At 70.5% G+C, this 14,923-nt stretch carries 12 protein-coding genes; 7 read left to right on the top strand and 5 right to left on the bottom strand.

The window, feature by feature from the left end:
• Nucleotides 1-267 precede the first annotated feature (267 nt).
• Nucleotides 268-2,010, top strand: a complete 1,743-nt coding sequence (locus FHS38_RS10535) for a chitinase (RefSeq protein WP_229822287.1) — start codon at nucleotides 268-270, stop codon at nucleotides 2,008-2,010.
• Nucleotides 2,011-2,074: 64 nt separating this feature from the next.
• On the opposite strand, the gene FHS38_RS10540 is transcribed toward FHS38_RS10535, so the two are convergent.
• Nucleotides 2,075-2,980: a trypsin-like serine peptidase gene (locus FHS38_RS10540; protein ID WP_184733141.1), complete on the bottom strand. Its 906-nt coding sequence runs from the start codon at nucleotides 2,978-2,980 to the stop codon at nucleotides 2,075-2,077.
• Nucleotides 2,981-3,196: 216 nt separating this feature from the next.
• On the opposite strand from FHS38_RS10540, the gene FHS38_RS10545 reads away from it, so the two are divergent.
• Complete coding sequence (locus tag FHS38_RS10545; RefSeq protein WP_184733143.1) at nucleotides 3,197-4,489, top strand: M14 family metallopeptidase; 1,293 nt, start codon at nucleotides 3,197-3,199, stop codon at nucleotides 4,487-4,489.
• A gap of 105 nt (nucleotides 4,490-4,594) precedes the next feature.
• Here FHS38_RS10545 and FHS38_RS10550 read toward each other — a convergent pair whose 3' ends face one another.
• The 3 genes from FHS38_RS10550 to FHS38_RS10560 are packed head-to-tail and all read right to left on the bottom strand — an operon-like array spanning nucleotide 4,595 to nucleotide 6,917.
• Entirely contained in the window at nucleotides 4,595-4,999 is a 405-nt protein-coding gene (locus tag FHS38_RS10550; protein ID WP_184733144.1) for a RidA family protein, read from the bottom strand.
• Nucleotides 4,996-5,769, bottom strand: a complete 774-nt coding sequence (locus FHS38_RS10555; protein ID WP_184733146.1) for an IclR family transcriptional regulator — start codon at nucleotides 5,767-5,769, stop codon at nucleotides 4,996-4,998. The genes FHS38_RS10550 and FHS38_RS10555 overlap by 4 nt, the downstream gene beginning before the upstream one ends.
• A complete protein-coding gene (locus FHS38_RS10560; protein WP_268246172.1) occupies nucleotides 5,766-6,917 on the bottom strand; it encodes a sugar kinase in 1,152 nt (383 codons plus the stop codon). The genes FHS38_RS10555 and FHS38_RS10560 overlap by 4 nt, the downstream gene beginning before the upstream one ends.
• Nucleotides 6,918-7,051: 134 nt before the next feature.
• Between FHS38_RS10560 and FHS38_RS10565 the strand changes: the two genes are divergently transcribed.
• From FHS38_RS10565 to FHS38_RS10580, 4 genes are all read left to right on the top strand, one after another.
• On the top strand, nucleotides 7,052-8,356 hold the full coding sequence (locus tag FHS38_RS10565; protein WP_184733403.1) for an amino acid deaminase: 1,305 nt from the start codon (nucleotides 7,052-7,054) through the stop codon (nucleotides 8,354-8,356).
• Between the two features lie 105 nt (nucleotides 8,357-8,461).
• A complete protein-coding gene (locus tag FHS38_RS10570) occupies nucleotides 8,462-10,078 on the top strand; it encodes an N-acyl-D-amino-acid deacylase family protein (RefSeq protein ID WP_184733148.1) in 1,617 nt (538 codons plus the stop codon).
• An 87-nt stretch (nucleotides 10,079-10,165) separates the two neighbouring features.
• Entirely contained in the window at nucleotides 10,166-11,377 is a 1,212-nt protein-coding gene (locus tag FHS38_RS10575) for a pyridoxal phosphate-dependent aminotransferase (protein ID WP_184733150.1), read from the top strand.
• A 105-nt stretch (nucleotides 11,378-11,482) separates the two neighbouring features.
• Entirely contained in the window at nucleotides 11,483-11,908 is a 426-nt protein-coding gene (locus tag FHS38_RS10580) for an SCO4983 family protein (protein ID WP_184733152.1), read from the top strand.
• Nucleotides 11,909-12,025: 117 nt separating this feature from the next.
• Here the strand turns inward: FHS38_RS10580 and FHS38_RS10585 are convergent, their stop codons facing one another.
• Entirely contained in the window at nucleotides 12,026-13,846 is a 1,821-nt protein-coding gene (locus FHS38_RS10585; RefSeq protein ID WP_184733154.1) for a phosphoenolpyruvate carboxykinase (GTP), read from the bottom strand.
• 274 nt (nucleotides 13,847-14,120) lie between these two features.
• On the opposite strand from FHS38_RS10585, the gene trhA reads away from it, so the two are divergent.
• Nucleotides 14,121-14,855, top strand: coding sequence for a PAQR family membrane homeostasis protein TrhA (gene trhA, locus FHS38_RS10590; protein ID WP_184733156.1), 735 nt, complete (start codon nucleotides 14,121-14,123; stop codon nucleotides 14,853-14,855).
• Nucleotides 14,856-14,923: the final 68 nt, after the last annotated feature.

Raw genomic sequence — 14,923 nt, forward strand, 5'->3', positions numbered from 1 at the left:
GGGGCTCCGGCGGACGCGGATCGATACTGCCCGGTGCTGGTGCCTCCGCACTTTATCCACGAATGGAGCGGCTGAGAACCGTTCTTCGGGGTTTGCCGCCGACGCTCCGACGCGGCGTGGACGGGAGTTCACCGAACCGTTCCCGGCCCTTGACGCAAGCATTGGTCTGGACCATCTTTACGCGCATACAGAGCCCACCACCCCCACGGTCATACCCCCCAGGGCTCTCCCTCACCCCCACCAACTCCCTTACCACCGGAGGCACTCGTGGATCGGGTACGTCACATCGGCCATACCGGCTCCATCGGAGGAAGACGCCGGCTCGGCGGCGTCCTCGCCGCCCTCGTCCTCGCGGCCGGCACGCTCGTCGCCGCCGGCGGCGCGAACGCCGAGGCGGTCGGCGCGGGCGCGACGACGCCCGTCACGGCCGCCCAGGCCAACCTCGTCAAGAACCCGGGCTTCGAGTCGGGGCTGGCCGACTGGACCTGTTCGGGCGGCAGCGGCCTGCCGGTCACCTCGCCCGCGCGCTCCGGCTCGGCCGCGCTCAAGGCCACCCCCGCCGGGTCCGACCATGCCAGGTGCGCGCAGACCGTCGCCGTCCGGCCCGGCTCCTCCTACACGCTGAGCGCGTGGGTCCAGGGCAGCTACGTCCACCTCGGCGCGAGCGGCACCGGCACCACGGACGTGTCGACCTGGACGCCCGCGGCGAGCGGCTGGCAGCAGCTCACCACCCGCTTCACGACCGGCGCGGACACCACTTCCGTCACCGTCTACACCCACGGCTGGTACGGGCAGCCCGGCTACTTCGCCGACGACGTCGAACTGTCGGGCCCCGGCGGCACCGACCCCGGCGACCCGATACCGGCCGCCCCGGACGGGCTGAAGGCCGGCACCGCGACGTCCTCGTCCGTCGCCCTGTCGTGGAACCCGGTCGGCGGCGCCACCGGTTACCACGTCTACCGGGACGGCAGCAAAGTGCAGGCCGTCAGCGGCACTTCGGCGACCGTGACGGGACTCGCGCCCTCGACCTCGTACCGGTTCGAGGTGACGGCGACGAACGCCACGGGCGAGTCCCCGAAGTCGGCGGCCGTCACCGGCACCACCACCGCCGGAAGCGGCAACGGTCCCGGCGTACCCAAGCACGCCGTCACGGGCTACTGGCAGAACTTCGACAACGGTGCCACGGTCCAGAAGATCAGTGACGTACCGAGCCAGTACGACATCATCGCCGTCGCCTTCGCCGACGCGACGGCCACCCGCGGGGCGGTCGACTTCACCCTCGACCCCGCCCTGAAGTACACGGAAGAGCGGTTCAAGAGCGATATCGCCGCCAAACAGGCGGCGGGCAAGTCCGTCGTCATCTCCGTCGGCGGCGAGAGGGGGACGGTCACCGTCAATGACGCGACGTCCGCCGCCAACTTCGCCGACTCCGTCCACGCCCTGATGCGGAAGTACGGCTTCGACGGCGTCGACATCGACCTGGAGAACGGGATCGACCCGACGTACATGACGCAGGCGCTGCGCGCCCTGTCGGCGAAGGCGGGCAGCAAGCTCGTCATCACCATGGCCCCGCAGACCATCGACATGCAGTCGACCTCGGCCGGCTACTTCAAGACGGCCCTGAACATCAAGGACATCCTCACCGTCGTCAACATGCAGTACTACAACAGCGGTTCCATGAACGGGTGTGACGGCAAGGTCTACTCGCAGGGTTCGGTGGACTTCCTCACCGCGCTGGCCTGCATCCAGCTCGAAGGCGGCCTCGCCCCGTCGCAGGTCGGCCTCGGCCTGCCGGCCTCGCCCCGCGGCGCGGGCAGCGGCTACGTCTCCCCGTCCGTGGTCAACAACGCGCTCGACTGTCTCGCCAAGGGCGCGGGCTGCGGCTCCTTCAAGCCCGCCAGGACCTATCCGGACATCCGGGGTGCGATGACCTGGTCGACCAATTGGGACGCCGCGAACGGCAGCGCCTGGTCGAACGCGGTGGGACCGCACGTCCACGGCCTGCCGTAGACGTCGCGGGAGCGCGCGAGCGCCGGACGGGCGGGGAAGCCCGTCCGGCGCTCGGGACGGGCGGCTACGGCTTGGGCAGCGTGCAGCCGGGCAGACCGAGGTCGATCTTGTTGCCGGTGCCGACGCACTTGGTTATCTGGTAGGTCTGCTGGGCGTAGTTGATGCCCTTGCGGACCGTGACCTGACCCTTCTCGTCGACCTCGCACGGGTTGTTGACCGTGCAGCGCTCACCGCTCTCGTTGCCGGTGTTGTTGATGGCGACGACCTTGCCGGAGTTGACGTCGATCACCGGCGAGCCCGACGTGCCACCTATGGTGTTGCAGGCCGAGGTGTAGCGCAGGGAGTCCTTCCAGGTCCACTCCCCCTCCTTGAGCCGGTACACGAACGCGTCGGAGTTGCAGGAGTAGATCCGCTTCCAGTAGCCGGAGACGACCTTGATCGCGGAGCCCGCGGTCGGGTGGTCGCCCGACAGGCTGAGCGCGTTGATGTTGTACCGCTGCTTGATCTGCGCGTACGTGGTGTTCAGCTCATAGAGCGTGACGTCGGTGTCCGTCATCGTGGCGTACGAGATCTTGGTGGCGCGCAGCGTCGCGACCTTGCCCGCGGTGGAGTTGAGCAGGCTGAAGGTGCGGCTGGAGGGCTTGTCGGTGACGACCTCGCCGGGACCCGGCATGCCGCTCTCCAGACAGTGACCGTTGGTCATGACGAGAGCGGGGTCGTTGTCGGCCGAGTTGGGCATGCGGATCAGCGAACCGGAGCAGTTGCTGAGCGCGATCGTGCCGGCGAAGTCGACGGCCTTGGGCTTGACCGCGGCCTGCGCGGCCGCGGCGTCGGCCGGGGCCGTGACGGCCACGGCCGCCTTGCTGTCCGCCTTCTCCTGCGAGGTCGCGAAGGCGGAGGTCGTGCCGACGCCGACGGTGGCTCCGGTGAGGAGGAGCGTCGCGAGCGCACCGACGAGAGGTCGTCTCATGGGGGGTGGTCCTCTCTAGACCGACGTGCTTTTCGGTTTTGACGTGTTCATTGTTGGTACCGGTGGGACCGATGAGCAATCAACCGGACGTAAGTGCGAGTGAAGTTGGCTTGATTCCCCCACTCGCAAGGCCTTGACCGTTGCATGTCAACGCTCGAACACTGGTGAGGCTCACACCCCCCACCCGTCGCACTAACGGACCCTCCAGGAGACCGCATGCGACTGCGTTCCCAGGGCAGATGGGCCACCGCCCTCGCCGCCCTGCTCACCCTGGCCCTCGCCGCGCCGGCGTCCCCCGCCGCCGAGGATCAGGCCCACGAGTACGAGGTCATCGGCGCCCGGACCGCCACCGAGCGCACGGCCCTCGCCGCCACCGGCGCCTCCGTGGACGCCGTCCGCGAGCAGTCCGTCGTCATCACGGCGGACGACGCACAGGCCGACGCCGTACGACGGCTCGGCTACCGGCTGAAGCGACTGGCCGGACCCCCGGAGCGGAGCGGCGGCGGCAAGCTCAAGCCGTACGACTTCCCGCCCGCCGACTCCGGCTATCACAACTACAACGAGGCCCTCACGGAGATCAACGCCGCGGTGGCCAAGTACCCCTCGATCATGGCCAAGAAGGTCATCGGCAAGTCCTACGAGGGCCGGGACATCGTCGCCATCAAGGTCAGTGACAACGTCGGTACGGACGAGGCCGAGCCGGAGGTGCTCTTCACCCACCACCAGCACGCGCGTGAGCACCTGACCGTGGAGATGGCGCTCTACCTGCTGAAGGAGTTCGGCGGCACGTACGGCAGCGACCCGCGCGTCACCAAGATGGTCGACAGCCGGGAGATCTGGATCGTGCCCGATGTCAACCCGGACGGCGGGGAATACGACATCGCGACCGGCGCGTACCGCAGCTGGCGCAAGAACCGTCAGCCCAACGCCGGCTCCTCCTCGCGCGGCACCGACCTCAACCGCAACTGGGACTACAAGTGGGGCTGCTGCGGCGGCTCCTCGGGCAGCGCGGGCTCCGAGACCTACCGCGGCACCGCCCCCGAGTCGGCGCCCGAGGTGAAGGTCGTGGCCGACTTCACCCGCAGCCGGGTCGTCGGCGGAAAGCAACAGATCAAGGCCGCGATCGACTTCCACACCTACAGCGAGCTGGTGCTCTGGCCGTTCGGCTGGACGTACGACGACACCACCACCGGCATGACCAAGGACGACCGCGACGCCTTCGCGGCCATCGGCAAGTCCATGGCCGCCTCCAACCGCTACACGCCCGAACAGTCCAGCGACCTCTACATCACCGACGGTTCGATCGACGACTGGCTGTGGGGCAACCAGAAGATCTTCGCCTACACCTTCGAGATGTATCCGGGCCCGTACGGCTCCGGCGGCTTCTACCCGCCCGACGAGGTGATCGGCCGGGAGACCGCCCGCAACCGCGACGCGGTGCTCCAACTGCTGGAGAACGCGGACTGCATGTACCGGGCCATCGGCAAGGAAGGGCAGTACTGCGCCTAGGGAACGCGCACAGGACCACGCGCGGAACGACCGACAAGCACCCCGCCCCGCCGGATCGACGGATCCGGCGGGGCGGTTCGGCGCCGGGTCCCGCTACGGCCGCACTCAGCCGAGGACGGCCAGGGCGTCGATCTCGATGAGCAGCCCCTCGGGCAGGCCGACGTACACGGTCGTACGGGCCGCCGGGGCCTCCTTGAGGTCGGCGAAGTAGTCGTTGTAGAGCGCGTTCATCTCGGCGAAGTGCGCGGTGTCGGTGAGATAGACGCGCAGCATCATCACGTCCTCCCACGTCGCGCCGCCCGCTTCGAGGACCGAGCGCACATTGGCGAGCGTCTGCAGGGTCTGCTCACGCAGGGTGGGACCGGCCACGGTGGGGGGCTGCCCCGGGACGGCGGGCAGGAAGCCGACCTGGCCGGCGACCTGGAGGATGTTGCCCTTCCGCACCCCGTGGGAGAACTTGGCGGGCGGGGTCGTGTGGGTGGCCGGGGTGATGGCGGTCTTCGCGGTCATGACAGTGCCTTCGCAGGGTTCACGGGTGGGGTGCTTCCGGAGTACTCGGCGCTGATGGCGTCGGCGGTGCGGCGCAGCAGCGGGAGCAGTGCGAGGAGTTCCTCGGCGGTGACGACGACGTTCGGCGCGGAGATCGAGCAGGCGGCGACGGTGCGCCCGTCGGTGCCGCGGATCGGGGCGCCGACGCAGTTGATGGACTCCTCGTGGCCGCCGAGGTCGGTGGCCCAGCCCTGGTCCCGTACGGCGGCCAGTTCCTTCAGGAACGCGGCGGCGTTCGGTGTCGAACGGGAGGTGTAGGCGGGGTAGTCGAGCCGCTCGGCGACGATCCGCCGCTCGGGTTCGGGAAGGTCGGCGAGGAGCAGTTTGGCGACGGCGGCGACGGTGATCGCGACGGGCTTGCCGATGCGGGAGTACATGCGCACCGGATAGCGGCTCTCGACCTTGTCGATGTAGAGGACCTCGTTCTCCTCGTACACGGCCAGGTGGACGGTGTGCCCGCACTGTTCGTTGAGGGCGGCGAGATGGGGGTGGGCGATCTCCCGTACGTCGAGGTTCTCGACGGCCTCCTGAGCGAGGGCGAACAACCGGGCCCCGAGGCGGTAGCGCTGGTCCTGCTGGCGGTAGACCATGCCGTGCTCGTGCAGCGTGCGCAGCAGGCGCAGCGCGGTCGACTTGTGGACCCCGAGCCGGCCCGCCACCTTCTCCAGGTTGGCGGGCCCCTCGGCGAGCAGCGGCAGGATGCGCAGGGCGCGGTCGACGGTCTGGCTCATGCGGTGTGGTCCTCCACCCTTGCGGACCGGTCCTCGGCCTCGGCGGGACACCCGGTCCAGCCGGGGCCGAGTCGCAGTCTCTCCCAGCCGTCGGCATCGAGGGCTGCCCATCGGTCGGCGTGTGCCCGGCGGGGCGGCTCGCCGAGATCACCGGGCGCGGTGAGGGCGGCGGCGGCCATGAGGTGGCCGTGGCGCAGCCGCTCGTGGAGCGTCAGCCCCCGCAGCGTCCCGGACAGGAATCCCGCGGCGAAGGCGTCGCCGGCCCCGACGGGGGCGACGACGTCGACGCGGAGCGCCGGCGCCGAGACGACGGCGTCGGCGGGGCGCGGGGTCGAGGTCTCCAGGGCCCCGTCCCCGGCTTCCCGCCGCGCGTACACCGTGGCGCCCGCCGCGCCCCGTTTGACGACCAGCACCTCGGGCTCCGGGAGGGCGGCCCGGACGGCGGCGGCGTCGCGCAGCCCCCAGGCCGCGGCCGCCTCGTCCTCGCCGACGAAGACGAGGTCGCACCCCCGGGCGAGTTCGGCCAGGACGTCCGGGCCGTTCGTGGTGCCCTGCCACAGGCCCACCCGGTAGTTGACGTCGAAGGAGACCAGGGGGCGCCCGGGGTGCCGGGTCGTCAGTTCACGCATCAGGGCGAGGCAGCCGGCGGAGAGCGCCGCGGTGATGCCGGTCAGGTGCAGAATCCGCCCGGACCGTGCGGCGGCGCGGACGGCCTTCCCGGGTGCCATGGCCGATGCCGCGGAGCCGGAGCGGTAATAGAGGACTTCGGCGAGGTGCCCGTCCGTCCCGCGCCGCGGTGACACGTCGATCGCCCGTTCACCCGGCGTACGGAAATAAACGCCGGTCGGCCGGTCGGGGTCGCGCCGGACGGCGGAGGTGTCCACGCCGTACGAGGAGATCGCATCCACGAGGTGGTCGCCGAAGCCGTCGGCTCCGACCCGGCTGACCCAGCGGGTGCGGTGCCCCGCACGGGCGAGCGCACAGGCGACGTTCGATTCGGCGCCGCCGATGCCCCGGTCGAAGGACGGCACGTCGGCGAGGCGCCCCGGACCCGACGGGCGGAAGGTGACCATGGACTCGCCCAGGCACACGACGTCGACGTCCCGGGACCGGCTGTCCGGGGGCGGCGCCGGGGCGACTGCGGTCACGACCCTTCGCTCCTTGATCCGCGCTTTACACGCATTCTGTGACGGTCTCCCAAGGAGTCCCGGACACCGTTGACCGGGCGCTTGCCCGGATGTTAGACAGCACCGAGCGCTACACGCAATGGGTGTTGCACATGATGCAACCTACTTCTCTGGAGGCTCTCTTGGCCGCCCACGACGCCGTCACCCGTCTCGCCCAGGACCGGGTGGACCACCGCTTCAAGGGGCTGCCCCCGGACGCGGAAGGGCTGACCGTCGGCGAGCTGGCCGCCGAGCGCCGCTCGCTGTTCACCGGCGGTTTCACCACGCCCGTGCTCGCCCTGTCCGCCGAGGCGCTCGCGCACAACCTCGCCCTCATGGAGCGCTACTCCACCGAGCACGGCCTCGCCTTCGCCCCGCACGGCAAGACCACGCTCGCCCCGCAGCTCTTCGAGCGGCAGCTCGACCACGGCGCCTGGGGCATCACCGCCGCCGTCCCCACCCAGGTCCGCGTCTACCGCGCCTTCGGCGTGCGGCGGATCTTCCTCGCCAACGAGGTGGTCGACGCGGCCGCGCTGCGCTGGATCGCCGGCGAGCTGGCCGCCGACCCCGACTTCCAGCTGATCACCTACGTCGACTCCGTGCGCGGCGTCGAGCTGATGGACGCCGCCCTGCGCGGCGCCGGGGCCGGACGCCCCCTCGACGTCGTCATCGAGCTGGGCGTCGCGGGCGGCCGCACGGGCGTACGGACCGAGGCCGAGAGCCTGGCGCTCGCCGAAGCGGTGGCGGCCACGGGCACCCTGCGCCTGGTCGGCGTCGCCTGCTACGAGGCGGAGGTTCCGCAGGCCGACGGCGAGAAGGTGCGCGCCTGGCTGCGCCGGCTCACCGCGCTCGCCGCCGAACTCGACAAGGCGGGCCACTTCGCGGGCGTGGCGGAGATCGTCGTCAGCGCGGGCGGCAGCGCCTGGTTCGACGCCGTCGCCGAGGTCTTCGCGGAGCTCCCGCCACTGTCCGCGCCGGTGCTCAAGCTGCTGCGCTCCGGCGCGTACGTCACCCACGACGACGGGCAGTACCGGCGCAAGACCCCCTTCAACCGCCACCCCGAGGAGGGCGCCCTCCAGCCCGCCTTCCGGCTGTGGGCGCAGGTCGTCTCGCAGCCCGAGCCCGGCCGGGCCTACCTCAACGCGGGCAAGCGCGACGCCGCGTACGACCTCGACCTGCCGGAGGCCCAGGTCGTACGGTCCGGCCGGGACGGCTCACTGCGGCCCGCCGAGGGGCTGAAGATCACCGCGCTCGCCGACCAGCACGCCTTCGTCGAGATGGCGGAGGGCGCGGAGCTGGAGGTCGGCGACTGGGTGGGGCTGGGGCTGTCGCACCCCTGCACGGTCTTCGACAAGTGGCAGCTGATCCCGCTGGCCGAGGCGGACGGAACGGTCACGGACTACATCCGCACGTTCTTCTAGCCCTCGGTGCCCCGTCGCCGGACGGGCCCGCCGTTTCCACGGCCCGTCCGGCGACCGGGGCACGGGAACAGCAAGCCCGTCCGGCGATGAGAAGGGCACGCACCCATGGACCTCGTCATCCGTGACACACGCGTCGTCGACGGCACCGGCGGCGCCTCCTACCGGGCGGACGTGGCCGTCGCGGGCGGCCGGATCGCCGCGATCCATCGGGAGGGCGACGGCCGCCGTCCTGGCGGCAGCCGTGTCCTGAACGCCCACGGGCTGGCGCTCGCGCCCGGCTTCATCGACATGCACGCCCACAGCGACCTCGCCCTGCTGCGCGACCCGGGCCACGAGGCGAAGGCCGCGCAGGGCGTGACGCTGGAGGTCGTCGGCCAGGACGGCCTGTCGTACGCGCCGGTCGACGACCGCACCCTCGCCGAGGTCCGTACGCAGATCACCGGCTGGAACGGCGACGGCCACGACATCGACTTCACCTGGCGGAGCGTCGGGGAGTACCTCGACCGTCTCGACCACGGTTTCGGCGGCAAGGGCATCGCGGTCAACGCCGCCTACCTCGTGCCGCAGGGGAGCGTCCGGATGCTCGCCGTGGGCTGGGAGCGCCGCGCCGCCACGGCCGAGGAGACCGGGCGGATGAAGCGCCTGGTCGCCGAGGGCCTGGAGCAGGGCGCGGTGGGGCTCTCCTCGGGGCTCACCTATACGCCCGGCATGTACGCCACCGACGCCGAGCTGACCGAGCTGTGCCGGGTGGTGGCACGTTACGGCGGCTACTACTGCCCGCACCACCGCTCCTACGGGGCCGACGCGCTGCGGGCGTACGAGGAGATGGTCACCCTCACCCGCGAGGCGGGCTGCGCCCTGCACCTGGCCCACGCCGTCATGAACTTCGACGTGAACAAGGGCCGCGCCCCCGAGCTGCTGGGTCTTCTCGACACCGCGCTCGCGGCGGGCGCCGACATCTCCCTGGACACCTACCCGTACACCCCGGGCTGCACCACGCTCGTCGCGATGCTGCCGAGCTGGGCGGGCGAGGGCGGGCCGGAGGCGGTGCTCGCGCGGCTGCGCGACGACGCGACGGCCGAGCGGATCCGGCGGGCCGTGGAGGTCGAGGGCGCGGACGGCTGCCACGGAGTGCCGATCGACTGGGACACCGTCGAGATCTCCGGTGTCGCGGACCCGGGGCTGGCGGACCACGTCGGCCGGTCCGTCGCCCGCTGTGCCCGCGAGCGCGGCGAGGAGCCGTGGCGCACGGCCCGACGGCTGCTGATCGAGGACCGGCTGGGGTCCACGATCCTCCAGCACGTCGGGCACGAGGAGAACGTCCGGACGATCATGCGGCACCCCGTGCACACCGGTGGCAGTGACGGCATCCTGCACGGCGAGAAGCCGCACCCGCGCGCGTACGGCACCTTCCCGCAGTACCTGGGCCGGTACGCGCGTGAGCTGGGCGTACTGCCGCTGGAGGAGTGCGTGGCGCATCTCACGTCCCGTCCCGCCGCCCGGCTGCGGCTGCCGGATCGAGGTGTCATCCGCCCGGGATTCCGTGCGGACCTCGTTCTCTTCGACCCCGAGACCGTGGCCGCCGGTGCCACTTTCGAAGCCCCCCGGACGCTTCCGACCGGCATTCCGTACGTCCTGATCGACGGTCGCTTTGTGATGGAAGACGGGCGGCGTACGGACGTCCTGGCAGGGCGCGCGGTGCGGCGCACGCCGGTCGGCTGATCCGGTGCGCGCGGGCCCCGCCGGTGTGAGGCACGCCCGGCACTAAACAGTGCGCGCCTCTTTTCGTGCCCCCGTATGGTGGCCGTCATGCAGGTGATCCAGTCAACGAAGCTCGCAAACGTCTGCTACGAAATCCGTGGCCCGGTGCTCGAGGAGGCCATGCGGCTGGAGGCGGCAGGTCACCGCATCCTCAAGCTCAACACCGGCAACCCCGCGATCTTCGGGTTCGAGTGCCCGCCGGAGATCCTCGAGGACATGCTGCGCAACGTGGGCGACGCGCACGGCTACGGCGACGCCAAGGGGCTGCTCGCGGCCCGGCGCGCGGTGGTGCAGCACTACGAGACCAAGGGCATCGAGCTGTCCGTCGAGGACGTCTACCTCGGCAACGGCGTCTCCGAGCTGATCCAGATGTCGATGCAGGCGCTGCTCGACGACGGCGACGAGGTGCTCGTCCCCGCCCCGGACTATCCGCTGTGGACCGCCTCGGTGTCCCTGGCGGGCGGCACGGCCGTGCACTACCGCTGCGACGAGCAGTCGGACTGGATGCCGGACCTCGCCGACATCGAGCGCAAGGTCACCGACCGCACCAAGGCCATCGTCATCATCAACCCGAACAACCCCACGGGTGCCGTCTACGACGACGAGATGCTGCGCGGCCTCACCGAGATCGCCCGGCGCCACAATCTGATCGTCTGCTCCGACGAGATCTACGACAAGATCCTCTACGACGGCGTGACCCACACCCCGACCGCCGCGATCGCCCCCGACCTGCTGACGCTGACCTTCAACGGCCTGTCCAAGTCCTACCGGGTGGCGGGCTACCGCAGCGGCTGGATGGCGGTCTGCGGCCCGAAGGCACACGCCGACAGCTACATCGAGGGTCTGACGATCCTGGCGAACATGCGCCTGTGCGCGAACATGCCCGCGCAGTACGCGGTGGCCACGGCCCTCGGCGGCCGGCAGACGATCAACGACCTGGTGCTGCCGGGCGGTCGGCTGCTGGAGCAGCGCGACGTGGCGTACGAGCTGCTGAGCCAGATCCCGGGCGTCAGCTGCGTCAAGCCCAAGGGCGCGCTGTACGCCTTCCCGAGGCTCGATCCGAAGGTCTACAAGATCAAGGACGACCGGCAGATGGTGCTGGACCTGCTCCGGGCCGAAAAGATCATGGTCGTGCACGGTACGGGCTTCAACTGGCCGGAGCCCGACCACTTCCGCCTGGTCACCCTGCCGAACGCGAAGGACCTGGCGGAAGCGGTGACACGGATCGGCACCTTCCTGGACGGGTACAGCCAGACGTGAGCGGCGGTTACAGCCCGCCGCACCCCGAATCCGATCTGTAAGCAAAACAACTTTAGACGCCGTCTAAGTTAGGATGGCCTTCTGAGACTGTTCAGGAGGCCATCCATGTACGAGCCGATCCGTACCAAATCGGTCCACACCATGGCCGAGACCCGCACGGCCCACGGTCCGCACCGCTCCCGCGAGGAGGAGCTCGACATCCGGCTGGCCGGGCATCTGACCGCGCTGCTGACCGTCACCGACGAGCTGCGCGCGCTCACGCCCGACGCCTCGCTGGACGACGCCGCGCACCGACTCGCCGAGCGGGTGGCGCGGCTGAGCGGCGGACACCCGCCGCTGCGGGCCACGCCGTCGGCCGGCACCTCCGCCCGGACGGCCTCCCGGGTCGCTTCGCTGCACCAGCGCGCGCACACCCTCGCCGGACAGGCCCTGGTGGTCGCCACGTCCCGAGGTGACGTCGCCGGCTCGGCGCTGGCCGCCGAGCGGCTGCGCGCCCACGCGACGACGCTCGGCATCGCCGAAGCGGCCTGACGCGCCCCTTCGGCCGACGCTCCCCCGCCGACGTGTTTCTTCGCCTCGCGTTTCGTACGCCCGTGGGCCCGGTCCGAGACAGGTCGGACCGGGCCCACGGGGGTTTTCGGGGAGCGATCAGCCCAGGCGCTCGACCAGCGCCCGGTATTCGTCCCACAGCTCCTTCGGAGTGTGGTCACCGAAGGTGTTGAGGTGCTCGGGCACCAGCGATGCCTCCTCGCGCCACACCTTCTTGTCGACCGTGAGCAGCAGATCGAGGTCGGCGTCGCCGATCTCCAGGCCGTCGGTGTCGAGCGCCGCACGCGTCGGCAGTACGCCGATCGGGGTCTCGACGCCCTCCGCCTTGCCCTCCAGGCGCTCCACGATCCACTTCAGCACCCGGCCGTTCTCGCCGAAGCCGGGCCACACGAAGCGGCCCTCCGCGTCCTTGCGGAACCAGTTGACGTAGTAGATCTTGGGCAGCTTCGCCTGGTCCTTGTCCTTTCCGACCTTGATCCAGTGGCCCATGTAGTCGCCCATGTTGTACCCGCAGAAGGGCAGCATGGCGAAGGGGTCGCGGCGCAGCTCGCCGACCTTGCCCTCGGCGGCGGCGGTCTTCTCGGAGGCGACGTTGGCTCCGAGGAACACACCGTGCTGCCAGTCGAAGGACTCGGTCACCAGCGGCACGGCCGAGGCGCGGCGGCCGCCGAAGAGGATCGCCGAGATCGGCACGCCCTTGGGGTCCTCCCACTCGGGCGCGATGATCGGACACTGGGAGGCGGGGGTGGTGAAGCGGGCGTTGGGGTGGGCGGCCGGGGTCCCGGCGGCCGGGGTCCAGTCGTTGCCCTTCCAGTCCGTCAGGTGTGCGGGCTGCTCCTCCGTCATACCCTCCCACCAGACGTCGTTGTCGTCGGTGAGGGCGACGTTGGTGAAGACCGAGTTGCCCCAGAGGGTCTTCATCGCGTTGGCGTTGGTGCTCTCGCCGGTGCCGGGGGCCACGCCGAAGAAGCCGGCCTCGGGGTTGATGGCGTAGAGGCGGCCGTCCTCGCCGAAGCGCATCCAGGCGATGTCGTCGCCGATGGTCTCCACGGTCCAGCCGGAGATGGTCGGCTCCAGCATGGCGAGGTTGGTCTTGCCGCAGGCGGACGGGAAGGCGGCGGCGACGTACTTGGACTCACCGGTCGGCGGGGTGAGCTTGAGGATGAGCATGTGCTCGGCCAGCCAGCCCTCGTCGCGGGCCATGACGGAGGCGATGCGCAGGGCGTAGCACTTCTTGCCCAGCAGGGCGTTGCCGCCGTAGCCGGAGCCGTAGGACCAGATCTCGCGGTCCTCGGGGAAGTGCGAGATGTACTTGGTGCTGCTGCACGGCCACGGGACGTCGGCCTCACCCTCGGCCAGCGGGGCGCCGAGGGTGTGCACGGCCTTGACGAAGAAGCCGTCGGAGCCGAGCTCGTCGAGGACGGGGCGGCCCATCCGGGTCATGGTGCGCATCGAGACGGCGACGTACGCCGAGTCGGTGATCTCGACGCCGATCGCGGACAGCGGCGAGCCGAGCGGCCCCATGCAGAACGGCACGACGTACATGGTGCGGCCACGCATCGAACCCCGGAAGATGCCCTTCTCGCCGGAGAAGATCTCCCGCATCTCGGCCGGGGCCTTCCAGTGGTTGGTCGGGCCCGCGTCCTCCTCCTTCTCGGAGCAGATGAACGTGCGGTCCTCGACGCGCGCCACGTCGCTGGGGTCGGAGGCGGCGTAGTAGGAGTTCGGGCGCTTGACCGGGTCGAGCTTCTTGAAGGTGCCCTTGGCGACGAGCTCCTCGCACAGGCGCTCGTACTCGGCTTCGGAACCGTCGCACCAGACCACCTGGGCCGGCTCGGTGAGGGCGGCAATCTCGTCGACCCAGGAGATGAGCTCCTGGTGGTTGGTGAGGCTGGTGGGAGCCGCATTGCTGCGCGCCACGATCGCTCCGTCCCGCCGGAACCGCGGTGCCCGGCGTCAGATGTTGAGGGTTGGAACGGACCTTGCCTTTTTGGCCGTTCTGCCAGCGAAGTCCGCTTCGTGATGGTTGCCCCTTGGGAGCTGCGACCCAGACGCTTCGTGACCGCTCATCCGGTGCCGCCCGCACTCATTTGATCATCCGACTCCTCTTCCGATCTGTCCAGGGGGCGCCCCCGTGACCATCGCCACGTGATACCGGTCCGTAACCTACGGTGGCGTAGGTAGCATGTCGGGCATGACATCCGCGCCCGACGCAGCGCACAACGCGCCCCCCGCTCCCGCCGGCGCCGCGACCGCCGCACTCCCCGACGGCACGCCGCTGGACCCGGCGATTCCGGTCAAGCCGCGACTGCGCGGCTGGCTGCACGCCGGGATGTTTCCCGCCGTCCTGATCGCCGGCATGTTCCTGACCGCCCTGGCCGACAGCACCCGCGGCCGGATCGCCTGCGCGGTCTACGTCCTGACCGCGTGTCTGCTGTTCGGCATCAGCGCGCTCTACCACCGGGGCAACTGGAGCCCGCGCGTCAGCGGCCTGCTGCGCCGCCTCGACCACGCGAACATCTTCCTGATCATCGCGGGCACCTATACGCCGCTGACCATGCTGCTGGTGCCCGGCGGCCGGGGGCAGGCGCTGCTGTGGGCGGTCTGGGCGGCCGCCGTGGCCGGCATAGCCTTCCGGGTCTTCTGGGTCGGCGCTCCACGCTGGCTCTACACCCCCTGCTACATCGCCATGGGCTGGGCCGCCGTCTTCTTCCTCCCGGACTTCCTGCGCAAGGGCGGCATCGCCGTGCTCGTCTGCGTGGTCGTCGGCGGTCTGCTCTACAGCGTGGGCGGCGTGATCTACGGCATCAAGCGCCCCAACCCGTCCCCCCGGTGGTTCGGCTTCCACGAGGTCTTCCACTCACTGACGCTGGCGGCCTTCGTCGTGCACTACGTGGGCATCTCTCTGGTGGCCTATTCGCACGCCTGAGACACCCGGCGCGAGACGCGCCCGTCGGCTCCTTCGCGGTGGCCGTGGCCTCGATGCCACGGCCACTC

Source organism: Streptomyces netropsis (assembly GCF_014203545.1).
Lineage (GTDB): Bacteria > Actinomycetota > Actinomycetes > Streptomycetales > Streptomycetaceae > Streptomyces > Streptomyces netropsis.